The following is a 19299-nucleotide window of genomic DNA, read 5'->3' on the forward strand; positions in this document are numbered from 1 at the left end:
GTTATATACGACTCCACAGGCTTCCACCTGGGAATATAAAGGTAATGCTTAACTAAGGATATCCAGTCTAAGAATTATTTGATTGCGATATTTTTTCATGCTTTAAGGATTTGTCGTAAAAATTGAGCTATTTAAGTTTGATTTAGGTCAATAGGGTTGCGATATTGTGAATCGTTATACTAAATACATCTCTAACATGCAGCCTTTAAATTCAGAAATATGCAAATCAAAATAGGCCTACCAAAGCACTTAATTGGTGTAATTGCTTCTTCCGTTTTTATGATGAATGCTATAGCTGCAACGGATGATGTTATTCCTAATGATCAGTCAAGTCTGAAGCCTATCGTAAATTCAGGTGGCAAAGAAATAAAATTTAACTGGCCCATGTTCAAAATTGGTACCGCAGAATACAAAGAGGGGCCAACGGGCGTAACTGTTTTTAGTTTTAATAATAAAGTACATGCAGTGATGGATGTAAGAGGGGAGCCGGGTATTGCCAATACGGAATGGTTGAGATTAGGGCGTGATACCCCAGTGGTAGATGCCGTTGTCTTATCGGGAGGATCAATCTACGGTTTAGAGAGTACGACTGCTGTTGCCTCCGCAATGAAAGATGATCAATATAGAACAGGCACTATTGGCGATGTCGCATTATCGACCGGTGCGATTATTTATGACCTAGGAGATCGACGTTTAAATGAAGTTGTCCCAGATAAAAAGTTAGCGCAAGCGGCATATAGAAATGCTAAGGAAGGTATTTTTCGAGTTGGCTCTGCTGGAGCGGGGCGCTCCGCAAAGAGTGGCGGACTTTTTGGATTAAATGGCTATTCTGGACAGGGTGGTGCCTTTTATGAAAAAGGTAATTTAAAGATCGCGGCATTTGCCGTGGTTAATCCACTAGGTGCTGTCGTGGATAGGGATGGCAATATTCAGACTGGATATTCTCATTCGAGTTGGCCGCCCAACCTAAAAATTGCTGATTTATTAAGGATTACCAAAAACGCCTGGGGCACCAAAGACAACGAGGTTCGGCAAACTCAAAACACGACTATTAGCTTAATCATTGTGAATCAAAAGTTGCCAAACGCTGACCTACAGCGATTAGCAACTCAGGTTCATACTTCAATGTCTCGAGCACTTCAACCATTTGCCACTCAGTGGGACGGCGATGTACTTTTTGCAGTCTCTACCGATGAGGTTGATTTGCCTACTGCTAAGGTTGAGCGTGAAAAAACCATGGCATTGCTCCCTGTAATTGCTTCTGAAGTTATGTGGGATGCATTGTTATCTGCCGCTCCTGAGCAGCCTGCATTGCCCATTCCAATCAAAACAGATAAAGTACTTCCAGCGAAATACGCGGGTAAGTATCGATTTAGTCGATTTGTTACTGTAGAAATTACGGCTAAAGATGGCAAGCTATATGCACGGGCAACTGGTGAGCGAAATGCCTTTGCTATTCCCAAGGGCCGATCCGTTGAACTTTTGCCCATTAATGAGAATTTAACCCAGTTCACGTTAAATGAGTCGGCCCGCTACCCATTGGTGCTCGATTTCACAGGCGATTCTTTGGTGATCAATCCGGGATTGTGGGCGCAAATGAGTGAGAAGCGCTAATTTTATAAAGGCGAACTATGGCGTGGTTTATGTTGAGTTTAGCGATCATCACCGAGGTGATCGCAACAACTGCTCTAAAGTACACAGAAGGTTTTACAAAGCTATCCCCTACCTTGATAACTCTAACTGGGTATGGCATTTCATTTTTTGCACTCTCAAAAGTGCTTGATCAAATCCCGACTGCTATTGCATATGCCATTTGGTCGGGCACTGGGATTTCTCTCGTAGGCTTAATTGGCTGGGTATGGTTAGATCAAAAACTGGATTTGGGGGCGCTGATTGGAATTGCACTCATCATTTCTGGAGTTGTGATTATTAATGTTTTTTCAAAATCTATCTCGCACTAATAACTTCTTAAGCCAAGCAAAAGAAAAAGCCCCTAGATTTCTCAAGGGGCTTTTTTATAACTGATGGGTCGGGCGAGATTCAAACTCGCGACCAACGGATTTGGTGATCCGTTGCTGTTGACTTATATTTTGCTTTTTTAAGGGTGTGACTCCCTTGTCGCCAAGTTAATGCGTATTACAAGGGTTTGTAGTCACAACATTATTGCCAAAAACCACCTCCGGGTAGTTTTTATTGCCCTCAAGACCAAAGCGGCTAAGACGAATAAAAATATCATTAATATCTAGATTTACTGCTTTAAACTCTCCATCTAATTCAAAAAAATATAGACCTAAATTAGGAAAGCTCGATGTTCTTGAAAAAAATATTGACTGGAGTGTTGTCGGCCCTAATTGCCACATCTTCAGTGTCCGTACATGCTCAGAACAGTTCTGAGGCCAAGCAAAAAAAGCCTAACGTAATTTTCATTTTGGCCGATAACGTTGGTTATGGAGATTTAGGTTCGTATGGTGGCGGAGAGTTGCGTGGCGCTCCTACACCTCGTTCAGATGAATTAGCAAAAAGTGGTTTGCGACTAACGCAATATCTAGTTGAGCCCGCATGCACTCCATCACGTGCTGCATTAATGACTGGTCAGTATTCAATACGGAATGGCTTATCGCTAGTTATCATTCCTGGTTCGCCAAGCACTTTATCTGGCAAGGCTTACACAATGGGTCAATTATTCAAAGATGCTGGCTATTCAACAGCGCTTTTTGGTAAGTGGCATCTAGGTAGCGCCCCTCAGAGCTTGCCAGGTGCCCATGGATTTGATCAGTTTTATGGAATCCCACCCGATATTTCTTGGGACTCTGCCAGCCTCGTGCCCCAGGCTATACAAACACATTCATTTGGCGATGTCCCCGATAAAGTTTTGTATGACAAAGGCCCTTGGATCAACCAGCAAAAGGGCAATGGACCTCTGGAACGAGTGAAGCCCTACACCATGGCTGTTCGAGCTGAGATTGATAATGAGCTGACTGATAAATCCATAGCATTTATGAAGCAGCAAAATGCTGCGGGCAAACCCTTCTTTTTGTATTTGCCTTTCTCTATGGGGCATTATCCAAATTTACCCTCCAAGCAATTTGCTGGTAAATCACGCATTGGTCAATATGGCGACAAAATGATGGAGGGTGATTATCACCTTGGTCAGGTTATGGATGCTCTTAAGGAAATGAATATCGAAGACAACACGATTTTGGTGTTCGCCTCCGATAATGGCTCAACGGGTCAAACGGTGATGCACTGGGATCGTCAGGGGCTTGGAGCTCCAGATATGGGATCGAATGGCCCATTTCGTGGCGATTTAGGTGAAGCAACTGAAGGTGCTGTCCGTACGTTTTGCATCATACGATGGCCAGGGCATACGGCGCCTGGCAGCACATCTAACGCAATGTTTTCTATTATGGATTTCATGCCAACATTTGCAAATATTCTGGGTGCAAAACTTCCAACTGACCGAGCAATTGACGGTGTAAATCAGCTTGATGTACTCATGGGTAAAAGCGCAACAGGTAATCGGGAATCCTTGTTGTCTTTCATTGGGCCTGATTTAGTTGCTGCTCGTTGGAAGCAGTGGAGAATTTATTTTAAGGATATGAATCGCACTGGGACGGGGCAGCAAACAGTCGGTGGATTGTGGGCTAACTCAGCGCCTTTATATACCCCAAAGTTCTATAACGTTGAAATGGATCCTCATGAAGATTTGCAATTGACCAACTATGCATGGATTGGTGGACCCATATTTAAAGTGGTTGAAGAGTATTTGGCTTCGGTTAAGAAGTTTCCAAACCCGCCTCCATCAAACGTCACCAATTTTTCTCAGCCGTTAAGTAATTAATTGCGAATAAGAGGCTACTCTTAGGCGCGCATATAAAATGAATATGCCTGCATGGACTCGACTAAAAATAGTCGAGTCTTTTTTTCTATTTACCACCTTGGTGACTCCCTTTTGCACTCATGCTGATGAGGGCGGAGTTCCTTTTTGGATGTCGGGTCAATACGCAAGTATGGCTGCAGTACCAATGGCAACGGGTTGGTCATTGGTAGCAATGCCCTATGTCTATAGTGGAAGTGCAGATAAATCTAAAACCTTTCAACATGGTCCAAGTGTCAACGCGGGATTGTCAACAAGCATGACTCTTGGACTCATTCAGCTAGGATATGTTGCTGAGGAAAAGATTCTGGGTGGTCAACCTTATATTGGTTTGGGGTGGGGTCCTGGAACAAACACAACCACCGCATCAGTGAGTGTCACTCACCCAAATATTGATCTCAATCGCACAAATACCATGACTGGTGGTTCAGATATTTACCCGTTAGCAAGTCTGACTTGGAATAGTGGAAATAATAATTACAAAACCTATATCACTGGCGACATTCCAGTTGGTGCGTATAGTCCAACTAGTTTGTCTGGTATTGGGATTGGACACGGAGCGATGGATGCAGGTGGTGGGTATACCTATCTCAATAACACCACAGGTCTAGAGTTTTCAGCGATCGCAGGTGCAACTTATAACCTAGAGAATAAGCAAACCAATTACAAGAACGGCGTTGATTCCCACCTGGATTGGTCAGTTTCTCAATTTTTGTCACAGCAATGGCAGGTGGGTATTGCAGGTTATGCGTACTACCAGTTGACGGGTGATTCGGGTAGTGGCGATAAGGTGGGCGCTTTTAAATCTCAAATTGCAGCAATTGGCCCACAAATTGGTTATGTATTTAATATGGGGGCCAATCAGGCTTACATTAACTTAAGAACTTATAAAGAGTTCTGGGCGAAGAATCGTGTTGAGGGCTATGCCACAATCGCAACGATTAGTCTGCCACTAGGTAAATAAGAAATGATTGTTTTACAACGAAAGATTTTGCTAGCTCTCGCAATTATCTTGTTAGGCATCGGCGCTTTCTTTGCGTGGAAGCAATTCTTCTCCAAGCCAAAACAAGTTACACCAGCAATCATATTAAGTGATGGCAAAAATGCCCCTCTCGGAATGGCCTGGGTACCCGGAGGTGAATTTTTAATGGGTAGCGACCATCAAAAGTCTCAAGCTAATGAGAGACCAACACATAAAGTGAAGGTGTCCGGGTTTTGGATGGATACCACTCATGTCACAAATGATCAATTTGCTCAATTTGTAAAAGAGACCAATTACAAAACTACTGCTGAACAAGTTCCTGATTGGGAAACCATTCGAGTGCAATTGCCACCAGGAACACCTAAACCACCAGCTTCGGTATTTGTGCCAGGCGCTATGGTGTTTGTGGGTACAAAAGCCAAAGTAAACCTCAATGATTACTCGCAATGGTGGGCTTACGTGCCGGGCGCTGATTGGCGTCATCCAACTGGACCTAAAAGCAATATTGATGGCAAAGGAAATCATCCTGTTGTTCAAGTAAGTTACGAGGATGCGCTTGCATATGCTAAATGGGCTGGCAAAAGATTGCCTACAGAGGCAGAGTGGGAGTTTGCAGCAAGAGGTGGTCTCAATCAGGCTACTTATGTCTGGGGTGATCAGCTTGAGCAGGATGGCAAATTACAAGCCAATATTTGGGATGTAAAGAAGCAGGCATTTCCAGTGGTGAGCCCCAAAGCAGGCGGTGCGGTTGGTACAAGCTCTGTTGGGACCTTTCCGCAAAATGGATATGGCTTATTCGATATGACGGGTAATGCCTGGCAATGGGTTGCAGATTGGTATCGCGCAGATTACTTTGCGATGCAGGCAAAAGAATTTGGAAGCAACGTAATTCTGAATCCAAAGGGGCCAGGCAATTCATACGATCCCGATGATAGTGGCGTACCGCTTAACGCACCTAAGCGAGTTATTCGAGGTGGATCATTTTTATGCAATGAAGACTATTGCCAGTCTTATCGTCCTAGCGCACGCCGAGGAGCAGATCCCTATAGCCCTATGTCGCATCTAGGGTTTAGATTGGTGGTTGATGGGAAGTAACTTGTCGGGTAACCCGACAAACGTGGTGGTCACCCATTCTTAAGTCTGAAGTTAAGTCATAAGTGTCTCGAAACGCGACACTTGAAGACCGATAAAACCCAAGAGATGCCTAGTCTCAGTCCAGCGTCCGTCATCCTGACGTGTAACGATTCACAAGATTGCCTATTGAGTCCACACAGTAACAACACATTCCATTTAACCAAAAGAAAAAGCCCCTAGATTTCTCTAGAGGCTTTCATATAACTGGTGGGTCGGGCGAGATTCGAACTCGCGACCAACGGATTAAAAGTCCGCTGCTCTACCGACTGAGCTACCGACCCAGTTAAGCGATAAATTATAGCAAGAAGTTCTTGGCGCTTACTCGAGTGCGGGGTGTCTGCCCCAGAGCCCTTGTAGTTACAAGTGCGCTATGCATTTCCCCGTCTGGCAACGGGTGGATTCTTAGCAAAATAGTCCTTAATTCCCCTCAAAATGGCATCTGCGATTCGGTCTTGGTAGCCGTCATCATTTAATTTCGATTCTTCTTGGGGATTGCTAATAAATGCTGTCTCTACGAGGATGGACGGCACATCTGGGGCCTTGAGAACAGCGAAACCTGCTTGCTCAACCTTGCCTTTATGTAAGGGCGCAAAACCACCAATTTGCCTCAGAACAGAATTGCCAACTTGCAATGAATCTTTAATTTGAGCGGTGGTAGACATATCCAGCAGTAAGTTGGCTACTTGTTTATCTTGAACTTTAATGTTGATTCCGCCAATTAAATCTGAAGCATTTTCTTTATTTGCCATCCAGCGCGCCATGGTGCTACTAGCGCCCATTTGCGAGAGGGCAAAAACAGACGCGCCTTTTGCATGAGGCTGAATAAATGCGTCCGCATGAATCGATACAAATAAATCGGCCTCAACCCTTCTAGCTTTTTGTACTCGAGTATGTAATGGCACAAAGTAATCGCCATCCCTAGTTAAGAAAGGGCGCATATAGGATTCGTTTTCAATCTTGTCACGCAAGCGCTTGGCGATTGAGAGAACGACATGCTTTTCTTTAGAGCCTAAGGAGCCAATCGCTCCAGGATCTTCACCGCCATGGCCGGGATCAATGGCAATAGTAATAAGGCGTTTGTATTTAGAGGGTGCGGCCGCTTCTTTGGTTTCTGGAATGGTTTGAACCACTGGGCCAGACGGTCCTTTTGTTACTTCTTTATCTTTCTTAGTTGCAAATTGCGCAATCAAATCGACTTCTTCATTGGATTTAGCTAAAGCCGTTTCCTTGCGAGCGCTATTTTTCACTAGCTCCATCAGTGGGTCGAGTGGGGTGCTTGGGTATAAGTCAAACACCATTCGGTAGTTATATTCACCAACGGGATCTAATGTAAAGAGCTGTGGCTTGATGGGTTCTTTTAAATCAAACACCAAGCGCACAATCCCGGGCTGAAATTGTCCAACCCGAATTTGTGAAACATAAGGATCATTGGGTTTGACTTTAGCAACCAGATCTTTGAGTGTTGGATTGAGTTCTAATCCCTGAACATCCACCACTAGGCGATCAGGATTAGTCAAAACCTGCTGCGTAATCGGCAGTGGCGTATCAGACTCAAGAGTAATGCGGGTGTAATCCTCAGAGGGCCAAACACGCACACCCAGAATCTTGGCGCCCCAAGCTAGATCTAGCTCGCCGATAAGTAGAACGAAGCCCAATGCTTTCGCTGTAGTCTTAAGATGGCGTCTTCTGGCAAGACTGGTTTGTGAATTTGGCTTATTCATAGGCTGACTAAGCAATACTCTTCAAAAGAGTTAGACCTTGTTCTGAAAAAGCACTGATCTTGATTGCGCGTTCACCCTCCTTGTTGCCAGCTTCAAGCGCAACCTGTATATCAAATGGTGGTAAGGTGCCTTCTGCTTTCTCTGGCCACTCAATTAAGCAAAAACCAGGAACATCAAAGTATTCTGCAAATCCTGCTTCTTGCCACTCCAATGGATCGCGCATGCGATACAGATCAAAGTGATGTGCAGAGTATTGGGTATTGTCGGCTTGAAGTGGGTAAGGCTCACATAAGGTGTAGGTGGGACTCTTTACTTTGCCCTTATAGCCTAGGCCTTGAATCAGATATCTAGCAAAGGTAGTTTTACCAGTTCCTAAGTCACCCTCAAGAGCGATATTGAGATGACTTTTAGGGTTTAGTTCAAGCCCTTTGCGAATGCTAGAGGCAAATCGTTGGGCAAGCTGAGCGGTATCCGCTTCCTGCCTACAATATTGCGTAATGGTGTCCAGTGGTTCTGGTATTTTGGCCATTGTTCTAGTTTATTCAATTATTCGGCTACATTCTCTACTTATATGCCTTTATCCACTGATCCTTCAAGTCAAGCTTCAGCCGAGGACGCTGCCTCGCTGCGTGTATGGCTGGGGGCAAAGGCAGTGGAGTTGGGTTTTGATGATCTACGAATCACTGATACTTTAATGGGTGATGCTAGCCAAAAACTTCAAGAGTGGTTGGCAGAAGGGCGCCATGGGCACATGGAGTACATGCAGCGCCATGCGGACTTAAGGGTCAATCCCGAATTATTAGTACCAGGCGCTCTCAGAGTGATCTGCGTTTCTATGAACTACCTCTCGCCTGACATTGATTTCGATGCAGAGTGGCAAGGCATAGAGAGCCCAACCAAAGCATCGGTCTCTATTTATGCTCGTGGTCGCGACTATCACAAGGTCTTGCGCAATCGTTTGCAAGAGTTCGCAAAAGCCATCGAAGAAAAAATTGGCCCTTTTGGTTATCGCGTGTTTACGGATTCAGCGCCATTAATGGAGGTAGAGCTTGCACGTAAAGCAGGGCTTGGGTGGCGCGGTAAACACACGCTATTGCTCAATCGAGAATCAGGCTCAACATTTTTCTTGGGTGAGATCTTAGTCGATATTCCCTTCCCAGTAGATGAGCCTCAAGAGGCGCATTGTGGAACATGTCAATCTTGTATTGATGTTTGTCCAACGCAGGCGATTACTACTCCATATCAATTAGACGCACGGCGGTGTATATCGTATTTAACTATTGAGAATCCCGGAGCCATTCCAGTGGAGTTTCGTGAAGCAATGGGGAATCGCGTCTATGGCTGTGATGACTGCCAACTCATTTGCCCATGGAATAAATTTGCTAAGCGCTCACAGCTTCCTGATTTTGCGCAGCGCAATGGCCTAGGCCATGCTAGCTTGCTGCAACTATGGTCATGGACTGAAGCTGAATTTAATCATCGTCATGAAGGTAGTGCGATTCGTCGTATTGGATATGCTCGTTGGCGTCGCAATTTAGCCGTCGGACTGGGTAATGCCTTAGCCAGCACCAAAGTAAGCAATGAAGAGAGGCAAGAGATTCGTGAGGCCTTGCAAAATGCGATTGCCAGCGCAGACCCTTTAGTGGCCGAGCACATTGAGTGGGCACTTTCAGTTAAAACAAGCAAAGATTGAACCTGGCTTTTACAATCACACCATGTCCTCCAATGAAACTTCTGTAGTGCAACGCTTTCAAAATCGTAGCGATGCATTTTGGTCGGGCATACGCGATGCGGCAGGTGCCCCGGCCATGGTGCTGTTTGCAGGCATGGTGGGCTTTGGTGCAATGGGCAAGACCAATGGCTTTGATGTTTGGTTTACTAGCTTTACAACTTTTTTCATGTTCGCGTTGCCAGGGCAGGTAGTTCTTCTGGAAATGGCTATTACTGGTTCTTCGGTTTTAGCAATTGCCTTGGCGGTTACTTTGACCTCAACTCGCTTTGTCACGATGACAGTGACGCTCTTTCCGCAGTTTCATCAAAAAGATCGCAATCGCAATTTATATGCCTCCGTACATTTATTGGCTATGACAGCATGGGCTATCTCGATGAAGGAGTTTCATTCTATTGAGGTGAAGCATCGCTTGAGTTATTTCGTGGGCTTAGGTCTGCTCTGCTGGTTGATTTCAATTCCAGGGACGATTCTGGGTTTCTATTTGGCGGGAATGGTTCCGCCAGCTGTGACTTTAGGTTTGGTATTTATTAATCCTCTATTCTTCTTGCTGACATTTACCGAAGTAAAACCCTGGATTAATCGCATTGCCATCTTGATGGGTTGCATCTTTGGCCCCATCTTTTTTATTGTGGACCGTGATACTAGTTTGTTGACAGCGGGTGTCATTGGAGGCACTTTGGCTTACTTCCTCGACCGTAAGTTTTTGCGTAAAAGAGCAGGGATGATCGGCTAATGAATGTGATTCACAACATGGCTGATGCGCTTTCTGGCTGGGGTCTCTGGATTGCCTTAGTTGGCGCTTGCCTTGGTACTTATTTCTGTAGGGCTATTGGGGTCTTGCTCTCCAATAGCATTAATCAAGATAGTGAAATCTTCCGCTGGCTCTCAGCAGTGACCTATGCGATGGTAGCCGCTTTAACGATTCGATTGATTGTGATGCCATTAGGATTGATGGCAACCGTACCTTTGTGGATACGCATTCTCATTTGCGGACTCAGTATTGGCGTGATGGTATCTAAACCTACCAAGCGCTTAGTACCGGCTTTATTGACTGGTACTTTACTCATGGTAGGTTACGGCATTATTCGCTGAACAATTTTTACTCAAGATGCGCTGCCAGTATTTTGGCGATGTGCACCGCTTCACGGTTCGTGCCATCGGCAATTTGATTGCGACAACTGGTGCCATCAGCAACCACCCAATTATCTGCCGATTTACGAATACTGGGCAATAAGCTGGCTTCAGCCATTTGCTTGGATACTTCAATATGCTCAGCTTCATAACCAAAGCTGCCTGCCATGCCGCAACAAGAAGACTCAATCAGTTTGGGTTCGGCATTTGGAATGAGTTTGAGTAATTCAAGCGCAGGAGTCACTGCAGCAAAAGATTTTTGGTGGCAATGGCCATGGAAGAGTACTCCCTTAGTCGCCGCTTTGAGATTGAGCGTCAGTTTTCCTGCTTTAGCTTCCTTGGCCAAGAATTCCTCTAAGAGTTGAGCGTGCTTAGAGACCGATATTGCTTGCTCACCAAGACCCATTACTAGCGCCTCATCTTTTAAGGTGAAAAGACAAGAAGGTTCCAAGCCAATAATCGGAATATTAAGTTCTGCGTAGGGCGCTAAGTGACTAACTAGCTCACCTAATGTCGCTTTTGCTTGGTCAACCATGCCTGCGGCCAAATACGTTCTGCCGCAACAAAATTCTTTAGAGCAAGTGTTTTGAGTGTAGGCGTTTGTCTTGGTCTTGTCTTTACTCTTTTGTGGAATGTGTACTTGATATCCTGCAGTCTCTAGTACTTTAATCGCCGCTTGGAGATTTTCATCTTCAAAGTAGGCATTAAAAGTGTCAGCCAGCAATACCACGCCTTTACCATCTTGACTTGCTAATTGAGCAGGGCTGTATTGGTGAGAGGATGTATTCTTCTGCCTCCAAAAAGTCTTGCTCTTCCAAATAGGCAAACTACGTTCTGCAGAAATGCCCATTACCCATTCTTGTAGTTTGGCGATGGGCGCGATGTGATTGCGTAGATTAAGTAATGACGGTAGAAGAGGAATGCTACTAATCGTAGCTGCATATTTAGGTAAATAAGCTACTGCTAAATCTCGCAATGAGTGACCTACACGTTTTTTATAAGCCGACAGAAACTCAATCTTTATCTTGGCCATATCAACACCAGTAGGGCATTCACGGCGGCAGGCCTTACAACTGACGCAAAGCTCCATCACGTCTTTAATGGCATCACTACCTAATGGCGATGTCTTATCTTGAAGGTCTAGTTGATTGGATAGAGCTAATCGTAAGGTATTGGCTCTGCCGCGCGTCAGATGTTTCTCATCGCGGGTAACGCGATAGCTAGGGCACATCACCTCCGCATCGAACTTGCGGCAATGGCCATTGTTATTGCACATCTCAACTGCTTTAGCTAATCCTTGAGCAGGGTCACCACCTGTTCCAGGCGAAGTGGTTTCTTCTGTGACCGGATTATTTTGGACATTCCAGGCAGACCAATCTAAAGCGGGTTGCAATGAAATGACTTTGTAGCTTGGTGGAAAGCGGAAGTTGCTTGCATCATCCATCTTGGGTGGGTCGACGATCTTGCCAGGATTAAATAAACCCTTTGGATCAAAAGCCTGTTTTATTTGCGCAAGCGCTTCGGTAATCTTGGGTCCAAATTGCCAAGAGATCCATTCACCACGACATAGGCCGTCACCGTGCTCACCGCTATATGCCCCTTTGTATTTGCGTACTAAGGCAGAGGCTTCTTCGGCAATTGCACGCATCTTCTGTGCACCATCGCGACGCATATCTAGAATAGGGCGTACATGCAAAGTACCAACGGATGCATGCGCATACCAAGTGCCACGTGATCCATATTTAGAGAAGACATCAGTCAAGGCTTGGGTGTATTCAGCTAGGCTTTCTAGAGGAACGGCGCAGTCTTCAATAAAGCTTACTGGCTTGCCATCGCCTTTGAGACTCATCATGATGTTGAGGCCAGCTTTGCGAACTTCCCAAAGATTTTTCTGTAAACCTGCGTCCGGCATTGCTACTACTGAGCCCGGTAAACCTAAGTCACCCATGAGCTCTTGCAGGGCTTTGAGTTTCTCAAGTAATGGCGCATGCGCTTCACCAGAAAACTCCACCAAGAGAATGGCTTCAGGTGTTTGCGCGGCAGGATCAATGAGTGAAGTCTCAATCGTCTTTTTAAAGCTGGGATTGCTGCGTGCCAAATCAATCATGGTGCGATCGACAAGCTCAACTGCGGTTGGTCCGAGTTTGACAATGTGCTGCGCGCTATCCATCGCTTTGTAAAAGCTGGCGAAGTTCACAATACCCAGCACTTTGTGTTTAGGTAAAGGCGCCAGTTGAAGCTTTAGGGATTTAAAATAAGCCAGCGTGCCTTCGCTACCAACTAAGAGATGCGCGAGATTGACGCTCCCATCCCGGGTGTAAGGCAGTTCGCTCTGTGGATGAAAGATATCGAGGTTGTAACCAGCAACGCGTCTAAGTACTTTCGGAAAGTGTGCCTCGATTTCAGGTTGTAGCGTGTGGGCTAAGTCTTTGACAAAATCACCCAACTGTTTTGCGGCACCAGAGCTATTGGCATAGCTCCCAAATTGCGCAACCTGACCATTTGCTAACCAAGCATCAATGCCTAAAACGTTATGCACCATATTGCCGTAAGCAATTGAACGGCTACCGCAGGAGTTATTGCCTGCCATGCCGCCAATCGTGGCTTGCGCAGCTGTAGAGACATCCACTGGATACCAAAGGCCATGTTGCTTTAGCGAACTATTCAAGTGATCAAGCACTATTCCAGGTTCAACCTCTACATAACCCTTGTCTACATTGAGGTCAAGAATATTGCGAAAGTATTTCGTGTTATCGATGACTAAAGCAGCGCCAGTAGTTTGACCGCACTGGCTGGTGCCACCGCCACGAGGCAATACAGGTACCTTTAGCTCTGCTGCAATCTGAATAGCGCTAGCAATATCTTGCGCTGTCTTAGGCACAAAAACAGCGACAGGCATAGCCTGGTAAATAGAAGCATCGGTTGCATAACGTCCACGACTCGCGCTGTCGGTCATGACTTCGCTAGAAGTTTCTTGGCGTAGGCGTTTTGTCAGTAGGGCCGTATCCATCATGAGTTCTTTAGTAAGGGGTTTGTTCATGATTTGATTGCCTCTAGAGAGATTTCCGATTTGAGTAATTGCACGACAACATCGCGTTTGTTATGAACGTGTTGCATCATGATCTTGCGCATGCGCTTGGCATCTCTAGCCTTCAGGGCGTCGAGCATTTCTTGATGTTCTTCAACGGCTTTCTCCCATTTCACGCCATCCTGGTTAGATCGGAAGCGCAAGGCTTCAATGCGGGCATTAACTTGGGTAAACAAGCGAGAGAGAACGGGGTTATTTGCTGCTTGATTAATTAGATGATGAATGCGAAGGTTGAGTTGGTAATAGCCGGATAAATCTCTGCGCGCATATGAAGCCATCATTTCATATTGAAGGGCTTCTAATTCAGAAAGGGTGGCATCGCTAATATTGTTAGCCGCTAATTCTCCAGAGAATCCTTCAAGATCTGCAATCACGTCGAAAGTGTGGATAACATCTTCAAGCGTAAGTTGCACAGCAATGGCGCCACGATTGGCGATTAGCTCTACCAAGCCATCAGCAGCTAAGCGGCGAATCGCTTCGCGAATCGGTGTGCGAGAAACGTTCAGACTTTCAGCTAGCTCACGTTCGTTGAGCTTGCTACCGGGGGCAATCTTGCCTTCCACTAATAAAGAGCGGAGCTTCTGGAAGGTGACTTCGTGAAGATTCTGGGAATTCAGCGTTTCGTTTGCCATGATTCTGGAATCCTAAATTTGTATACAAAATAGTCAATAAGCCATAATAAAGCATAAATAAGCCTTATTTCGCTAAATTATTAAGATTAATTTGTATACAAAATGGAAAATTCCCCAAAATTGGCATACACTAGCATCAGAATTGAATTCCTAAAACCTATCTATAGCGAGACAAACCATGCTGAAACTTGATAACCACGCATCAGGACGCCATTTTTTGCATATTCCTGGCCCAAGTCCTGTGCCTTCCCGAGTGTTGCGCTCTATTAGTTACCAAACTATCGACCATCGTGGTCCTGAATTCGGCGCATTTGGTTTGCAGGTTCTTGAAGGTATTAAGAGGATTTTCAAAACTGAGCAGCCGGTGATTATTTACTCCGCATCAGGAACAGGATCATGGGAAGGTGCTTTAGTAAACGTTCTTAATCCTGGTGACAAGGTGCTTTTCTATGAGACCGGTCAATTTGCAAACTTGTGGCGCGCCTTGGCAAAACGACTTGGCTTGGGTGTCGAGGTGGTTGGCAAACCAGGGCAAGATACTTGGCGTTGGGGTGTTGATGCTTCTGTGATTGAAGAGCGTTTGCGCAAAGATACGCAGCATGAGATCAAAGCGGTTTGTGTGGTGCATAACGAAACTTCTACTGGGGTCACTTCCAATATTGCCCAAGTGCGTAAAGCAATTGATTCCCTGAAGCATCCAGCCTTATTGCTAGTCGATAGCGTATCTGGCTTAGGCTCAGCGGACTACGAGCACGACAAGTGGGGCGCAGACGTGACAGTGTCTGGCTCTCAGAAGGGTTTGATGCTGCCTCCTGGTATTGGTTTTAATGCCTTATCACCAAGAGCGATTGAAGCAAGTAAGCGTAATACTTTTCCGAAATCATATTGGGCTTGGGATGAGATTTTGCAGTCCAATAAGAATGGTTACTGGCCAACTACTCCAAGCACCAATTTGATGTATGGTTTGCATGAAGCAATGGACATGATGATGGCTGAGGGCTTAGATAACATCTTTGCACGTCATCAACGTTTAGCTGCTGCTTGCCGTGAGGCGGTAAATGCTTGGGGCTTGGAAATTCAGTGCCAAGATAAAGATTGCTATTCACCAGTATTAACTTGTATTGCTGTGCCTGAAGGTATGGATGCGGATGTATTGCGTAAGCACGCTCTTGAGAAATTCAATCTCTCATTGGGCACTGGTCTTGGCAAGATTAAAGGCAAGGCATTTCGTATTGGTCACTTAGGTGACTGCAATGAATTGAGCTTGATGGCTGCTTTGAGCGGTGTTGAAATGAGTTTGGGCGCAATGGGCTATAAGCCCAAGGCAAGCGGCGTAGTGGCTGCCCAGGAGTTCCTGAAGTAATCTCCAGGTCTTAGAAATGCGGTGTAGCGGGGCTTGTAGGTTTGAGTCTGGCTACACCCTTTATAATTCAAGGGCTTGTAAAGATGATATTTTCATCACATAAAACATATTCGAGACAAACGTATTTAAAAAGGATTCAACATGTTGGCAACTAAACCTTACCTCACACAAGTAGATGTTCAAAAAATCTTGGACGCTGCTAATAAACATGCCGCTGCGAATAATTGGGCAGTGACAATTGCGGTTTGTGATGATGGTGGTCATATGTTGGGCTTAATTCGTCGTGACGGTTGCGCTCCTGTGTCTGCATACATTGCACAAGAAAAAGCGCGTACTGCCGCAATGGGTAAACGCGAAAGCCGTGTTTACGAAGAGATTATTAACAATGGCCGTACTTCTTTCTTATCTGCTCCGCATATCGCTGGCATGTTAGAGGGTGGGGTCAACATCGAGGTAAATGGGTTTACCATCGGCGCAGTCGGCGTTTCCGGCGTTAAATCGTCCGAAGATGCTGAGACCGCTAAGGCCGGCATTGCGGCCATTTTGTAAGTTACCTTGACAAATACTGCTACTGATAACAATTCATCTACAGGGTCTGGCGCAGCTCCTGCTGCCAGCCCTACAGCAACAATTACTTTTGCTGATTTTGGTTTAGATCCGCTGATTCAAAAAGCGGTTGCCGAACAGGGTTACAACAACCCAACACCGATTCAAGCGCAATCGATTCCCCATGTATTAGCGGGGAGTGATTTGATGGGCGCAGCGCAAACAGGCACTGGTAAGACAGCAGCCTTTGTATTGCCAATTATTCAAAAGATTTTGCGTCACGCAAGTAATAGTGCTTCACCAGCACGTCACCCAATTCGCGCGCTAGTGTTGACGCCAACAAGAGAGTTGGCGGTGCAGGTGGCCGATAACGCGGCTAATTATTCAAAACATACGGATTTACGCACTGCTGTGGTCTATGGTGGTGTTGATATGAAAGAGCAGGTGCAAGTCTTACGTAATGGCGTAGAGATCTTGATTGCTACGCCAGGCCGATTGCTAGATCACATTGGTTCCAAGGTGGCCAACCTGTCACAAGTAGAGTTACTGGTGCTAGATGAGGCAGACCGCATGCTCGACATGGGCTTCTTGCCTGACTTGCAGCGCATCATCAATTTGATTCCGGCGCAACGCCAAACCTTATTATTTTCTGCGACCTTCTCGCCAGAGATTAAGAAATTAGCGCAAAGCTATTTGCGCTCTCCGGTAACGGTAGAAGTGGCACGACAAAATGCCGCGGCTGATACAGTGAAGCAGGTAGTACATTTGGTAAATTCAATGGATAAGCAACGTGCGATTGTGAAGGTCTTGGAGAATCGTACTCGTCAAGGCTTGTCACGTCAGTGCATCATCTTTACCAATAGCCGTCTTGGTTGCGCAAAATTAGCACGCGCCCTAGAGCGTGATGGCATCAAGGCTGGCGCGATTCATGGTGACAAGAGTCAGGGTGAACGCACCTTAACTCTAGAAGCGTTTAAGTCAGGTGCAATTGAAGCTTTAGTAGCAACTGACGTTGCAGCGCGTGGCTTGGATATTCCCGATATGCCATGCGTGATTAATCATGAGTTGCCATTTAATGCTGAAGACTTTATTCATCGCATTGGTCGTACGGGTCGCGCAGGTAGTAAAGGCGATGCGATTGCCCTAGTTGACGACAGTGAAAAGCGTTTGCTCGATGATATTGAGAAATTAATGAAGCGCAAACTAGAAGTGGCTCCATTGCCTGATGTGAAATCCACCCCAGGGCAAATCACAGACCCGTTCTTCTACAAACCTTATGAACCAGGCGGTGCACTAAAATCCGCAAATGCAGATTCGGCACAAGCAACTCAGTTGCCGGACGTAAAAAAGGCAGGCATCACTCCTGCTAAGCCTGCTGTGGGTGCATTGCTAGGTGGCTTTAAGAAAAAATAGATTACCTAATATTTAGGCGTGCAAGTTTCAGCGCACTTGTAGGTGCATTTAGCCGGACATCCACAAGTTTTTTAAAGCCGTTTAAGCATGGACGATAATTCTCATGCCTAAGGCGCCAATAACTTTCGATACCGTATTAAAACGGGGTTTGGTGTTCGGCTTAAGGGCTTTGTATAAAGCTTCTCTTGTAATTCCGCTTGATTTAGATATTTCCGCCATACCTTTCGCTCTAGCAATATGTCCTAAGGCGGCTGCTAATTCAGCATCATCGCCATCAGCAATCACTTGATTTAAATACTCGGTCATCGCACGTTTACTTTTGAGATGTCGAGTAATATCAAATTCAGTTAAATCACTAATTTTTATTTTCTTGCTTACTTTAGTAGCTTTCATTTAATCCTCCAATTGCTTCGCTAACCTTTTTGCGGCTTTAATATCATTAGATTGACTTGACTTGTCTCCACCGCCTAGCATCACAATAATCGTTTTACCTCTTAATACGTAATACATTCGCCATCCAGGGCCAAACTTTTCACGCATTTCATAAATGCCATCACTGAGAGCCTTAATATCTCCTAAGTTTCCTAATCTAGCTCTATCCAGTCTTCTAGCCAGTCGAATCCGAGTTGAAAGATCTTTAAGGTTATCCAGCCACTCAAGGAAATTATCAGTCTCAAAAACTCTATACATTAGTCATTGTATTCGATCGATTACAATAAGTCAAGTAGTATTGCTTCTCCAAGCTTTAGTGGCGGCGAACAACCACCCTGCAATAGTGGTATCCCTATCAGGCAAGCCATGTAAGCCAAGGTGTTTTGCGGCTTTGCGAAGTTCGGTAAGCGCACTTTTCTCATTTTCAGTATTGATTGAGCTGGCTAGCGTTTGCTTGCTGAGCTTTTCGCCATGCTCATCTAGTACTAGAGTAAGGTGGCGGTAGCTTGGGGTTGAGTAGCCCAATTGATTTTGTAGATAGATTTGCCTAGCGGTGTTATTTAGCAAGTCTTGGCCACGAACAATATGGGTGATACCTTGCTGTGCATCGTCAACAACGACTGCGAGTTGATAAGTAAATAAGTCATCGTTTCTGCGTAAAACAAAATCACCCACTTCATGATTGAGGTCTTGACTCTGCATTCCGAGGGAAAGATCTTCAAACTGAATTTGGCAATTTTCAGGAAGGGCGATACGCCATGCTTTTTTGGTTTCGCCTAACAATTCATCTGAATAGGGGGTGATCTGTGACGGTCTACAAGTTCTTGGATAAACCATCTCTTGATTGCGTGGAGTATGAATACCCGCTGCTGCCAAGGTATTGGCGATTGTCTGCCTTGAGCAAGAGCATGAATATAGTTTGCCAAGCCCATTAAGGCGCTGAAAAGCGGCTTGGTAGAGCTCTTGCCGTCTAGATTGATAACTGGGCTCCTCGTCCCAAAAAAGGCCGCAAGCGCGCAATTGAGCCTGTATCTGAATGTCAGCCCCTGGTACGCATCTAGGGGTATCAATATCCTCGATTCTGAGGAGCCATTGACCCCCATTTGCACGGGCATCTAACCAACCTCCAAGGGCGGCAACTAGCGATCCGGCATGAAGTGGCCCTGTTGGCGAAGGGGCAAATCGCCCACGATAGCCGTCGGCTGGGGGTGAGGGGTTTTTGAGCTTGGACACAGCTAAAATCATCTC

18 protein-coding genes and 1 tRNA gene are annotated in these 19299 nt (G+C 45.6%); 11 read left to right on the forward strand and 8 right to left on the reverse strand.

The genetic code is table 11. The features are described 5' to 3' along the window. Positions 1-219 precede the first annotated feature (219 nt). The 5 genes from DCO17_RS03585 (at position 220) to DCO17_RS03605 (ending at position 5954) form a co-directional block, all read left to right on the forward strand. Positions 220-1614: a P1 family peptidase gene (locus tag DCO17_RS03585; RefSeq protein WP_173955437.1), complete on the forward strand. Its 1395-nt coding sequence runs from the start codon at positions 220-222 to the stop codon at positions 1612-1614. A gap of 17 nt (positions 1615-1631) precedes the next feature. Further along, entirely contained in the window at positions 1632-1961 is a 330-nt protein-coding gene (locus tag DCO17_RS03590) for a DMT family transporter (RefSeq protein ID WP_173955438.1), read from the forward strand. Positions 1962-2308: 347 nt separating this feature from the next. Continuing rightward, complete coding sequence (locus DCO17_RS03595; RefSeq protein WP_173955439.1) at positions 2309-3841, forward strand: arylsulfatase; 1533 nt, start codon at positions 2309-2311, stop codon at positions 3839-3841. 37 nt (positions 3842-3878) lie between these two features. Further along, complete coding sequence (locus DCO17_RS03600) at positions 3879-4841, forward strand: SphA family protein (RefSeq protein ID WP_217425443.1); 963 nt, start codon at positions 3879-3881, stop codon at positions 4839-4841. Between the two features lie 3 nt (positions 4842-4844). Next, on the forward strand, positions 4845-5954 hold the full coding sequence (locus tag DCO17_RS03605) for a formylglycine-generating enzyme family protein (protein WP_173955440.1): 1110 nt from the start codon (positions 4845-4847) through the stop codon (positions 5952-5954). 244 nt (positions 5955-6198) lie between these two features. Here DCO17_RS03605 and DCO17_RS03610 read toward each other — a convergent pair. From DCO17_RS03610 to tsaE, 3 genes are all read right to left on the reverse strand, one after another. Further along, positions 6199-6274, reverse strand: a tRNA-Lys gene (locus DCO17_RS03610). Positions 6275-6361: 87 nt separating this feature from the next. Further along, on the reverse strand, positions 6362-7714 hold the full coding sequence (locus DCO17_RS03615; RefSeq protein ID WP_173955441.1) for an N-acetylmuramoyl-L-alanine amidase: 1353 nt from the start codon (positions 7712-7714) through the stop codon (positions 6362-6364). 7 nt (positions 7715-7721) lie between these two features. Beyond that, a complete protein-coding gene (gene tsaE / locus DCO17_RS03620) occupies positions 7722-8243 on the reverse strand; it encodes a tRNA (adenosine(37)-N6)-threonylcarbamoyltransferase complex ATPase subunit type 1 TsaE (RefSeq protein ID WP_173955442.1) in 522 nt (173 codons plus the stop codon). Between the two features lie 42 nt (positions 8244-8285). Between tsaE and queG the strand changes: the two genes are divergently transcribed. From queG to DCO17_RS03635, 3 genes are read left to right on the forward strand one after another with little or no spacing between them, the layout of a single operon-like run. Next, on the forward strand, positions 8286-9407 hold the full coding sequence (gene queG, locus DCO17_RS03625; protein WP_173955443.1) for a tRNA epoxyqueuosine(34) reductase QueG: 1122 nt from the start codon (positions 8286-8288) through the stop codon (positions 9405-9407). A gap of 22 nt (positions 9408-9429) precedes the next feature. Beyond that, positions 9430-10179, forward strand: a complete 750-nt coding sequence (locus DCO17_RS03630; protein WP_173955444.1) for an AzlC family ABC transporter permease — start codon at positions 9430-9432, stop codon at positions 10177-10179. Further along, the gene (locus tag DCO17_RS03635) at positions 10179-10538 is read left to right on the forward strand and encodes an AzlD domain-containing protein (protein ID WP_173955445.1); all 360 of its coding nucleotides are present in this window, start codon (positions 10179-10181) and stop codon (positions 10536-10538) included. The genes DCO17_RS03630 and DCO17_RS03635 overlap by 1 nt, the downstream gene beginning before the upstream one ends. Positions 10539-10545: 7 nt before the next feature. Here the strand turns inward: DCO17_RS03635 and DCO17_RS03640 are convergent, their stop codons facing one another. Together DCO17_RS03640 and DCO17_RS03645 are read right to left on the reverse strand one after the other, a co-directional pair. Beyond that, the gene (locus tag DCO17_RS03640) at positions 10546-13617 is read right to left on the reverse strand and encodes an FAD-binding and (Fe-S)-binding domain-containing protein (RefSeq protein ID WP_173955446.1); all 3072 of its coding nucleotides are present in this window, start codon (positions 13615-13617) and stop codon (positions 10546-10548) included. Further along, complete coding sequence (locus DCO17_RS03645; protein ID WP_173955447.1) at positions 13614-14297, reverse strand: GntR family transcriptional regulator; 684 nt, start codon at positions 14295-14297, stop codon at positions 13614-13616. The genes DCO17_RS03640 and DCO17_RS03645 overlap by 4 nt, the downstream gene beginning before the upstream one ends. Before the next feature lie 178 nt (positions 14298-14475). Between DCO17_RS03645 and DCO17_RS03650 the strand changes: the two genes are divergently transcribed. The 3 genes from DCO17_RS03650 (at position 14476) to DCO17_RS03660 (ending at position 17619) form a co-directional block, all read left to right on the forward strand. Then, positions 14476-15660: a pyridoxal-phosphate-dependent aminotransferase family protein gene (locus DCO17_RS03650; protein WP_173955448.1), complete on the forward strand. Its 1185-nt coding sequence runs from the start codon at positions 14476-14478 to the stop codon at positions 15658-15660. A gap of 144 nt (positions 15661-15804) precedes the next feature. Further along, the gene (locus DCO17_RS03655; protein WP_173956692.1) at positions 15805-16209 is read left to right on the forward strand and encodes a GlcG/HbpS family heme-binding protein; all 405 of its coding nucleotides are present in this window, start codon (positions 15805-15807) and stop codon (positions 16207-16209) included. Between the two features lie 6 nt (positions 16210-16215). Next, positions 16216-17619 (forward strand): DEAD/DEAH box helicase, encoded by a 1404-nt coding sequence (locus DCO17_RS03660; RefSeq protein ID WP_173955449.1) that lies wholly within the window; start codon positions 16216-16218, stop codon positions 17617-17619. An 81-nt stretch (positions 17620-17700) separates the two neighbouring features. Here the strand turns inward: DCO17_RS03660 and DCO17_RS03665 are convergent, their stop codons facing one another. Genes DCO17_RS03665 through gluQRS form a run of 3 tightly spaced genes read right to left on the reverse strand, consistent with a single transcriptional unit; the run spans position 17701 to position 19296 of the window. After that, on the reverse strand, positions 17701-18012 hold the full coding sequence (locus tag DCO17_RS03665; protein ID WP_173955450.1) for an addiction module antidote protein: 312 nt from the start codon (positions 18010-18012) through the stop codon (positions 17701-17703). After that, entirely contained in the window at positions 18013-18309 is a 297-nt protein-coding gene (locus DCO17_RS03670; protein WP_173955451.1) for a type II toxin-antitoxin system RelE/ParE family toxin, read from the reverse strand. Between the two features lie 30 nt (positions 18310-18339). Further along, positions 18340-19296 carry a tRNA glutamyl-Q(34) synthetase GluQRS gene (gene gluQRS / locus DCO17_RS03675; protein WP_173955452.1) on the reverse strand — a complete coding sequence of 319 codons (957 nt, stop codon included), beginning with the start codon at positions 19294-19296 and terminating at the stop codon, positions 18340-18342. Between the last annotated feature and the right edge of the window lie 3 nt (positions 19297-19299).

The organism is Polynucleobacter tropicus, from assembly GCF_013307225.1.
GTDB classification, from domain to species: Bacteria; Pseudomonadota; Gammaproteobacteria; order Burkholderiales; family Burkholderiaceae; genus Polynucleobacter; species Polynucleobacter tropicus.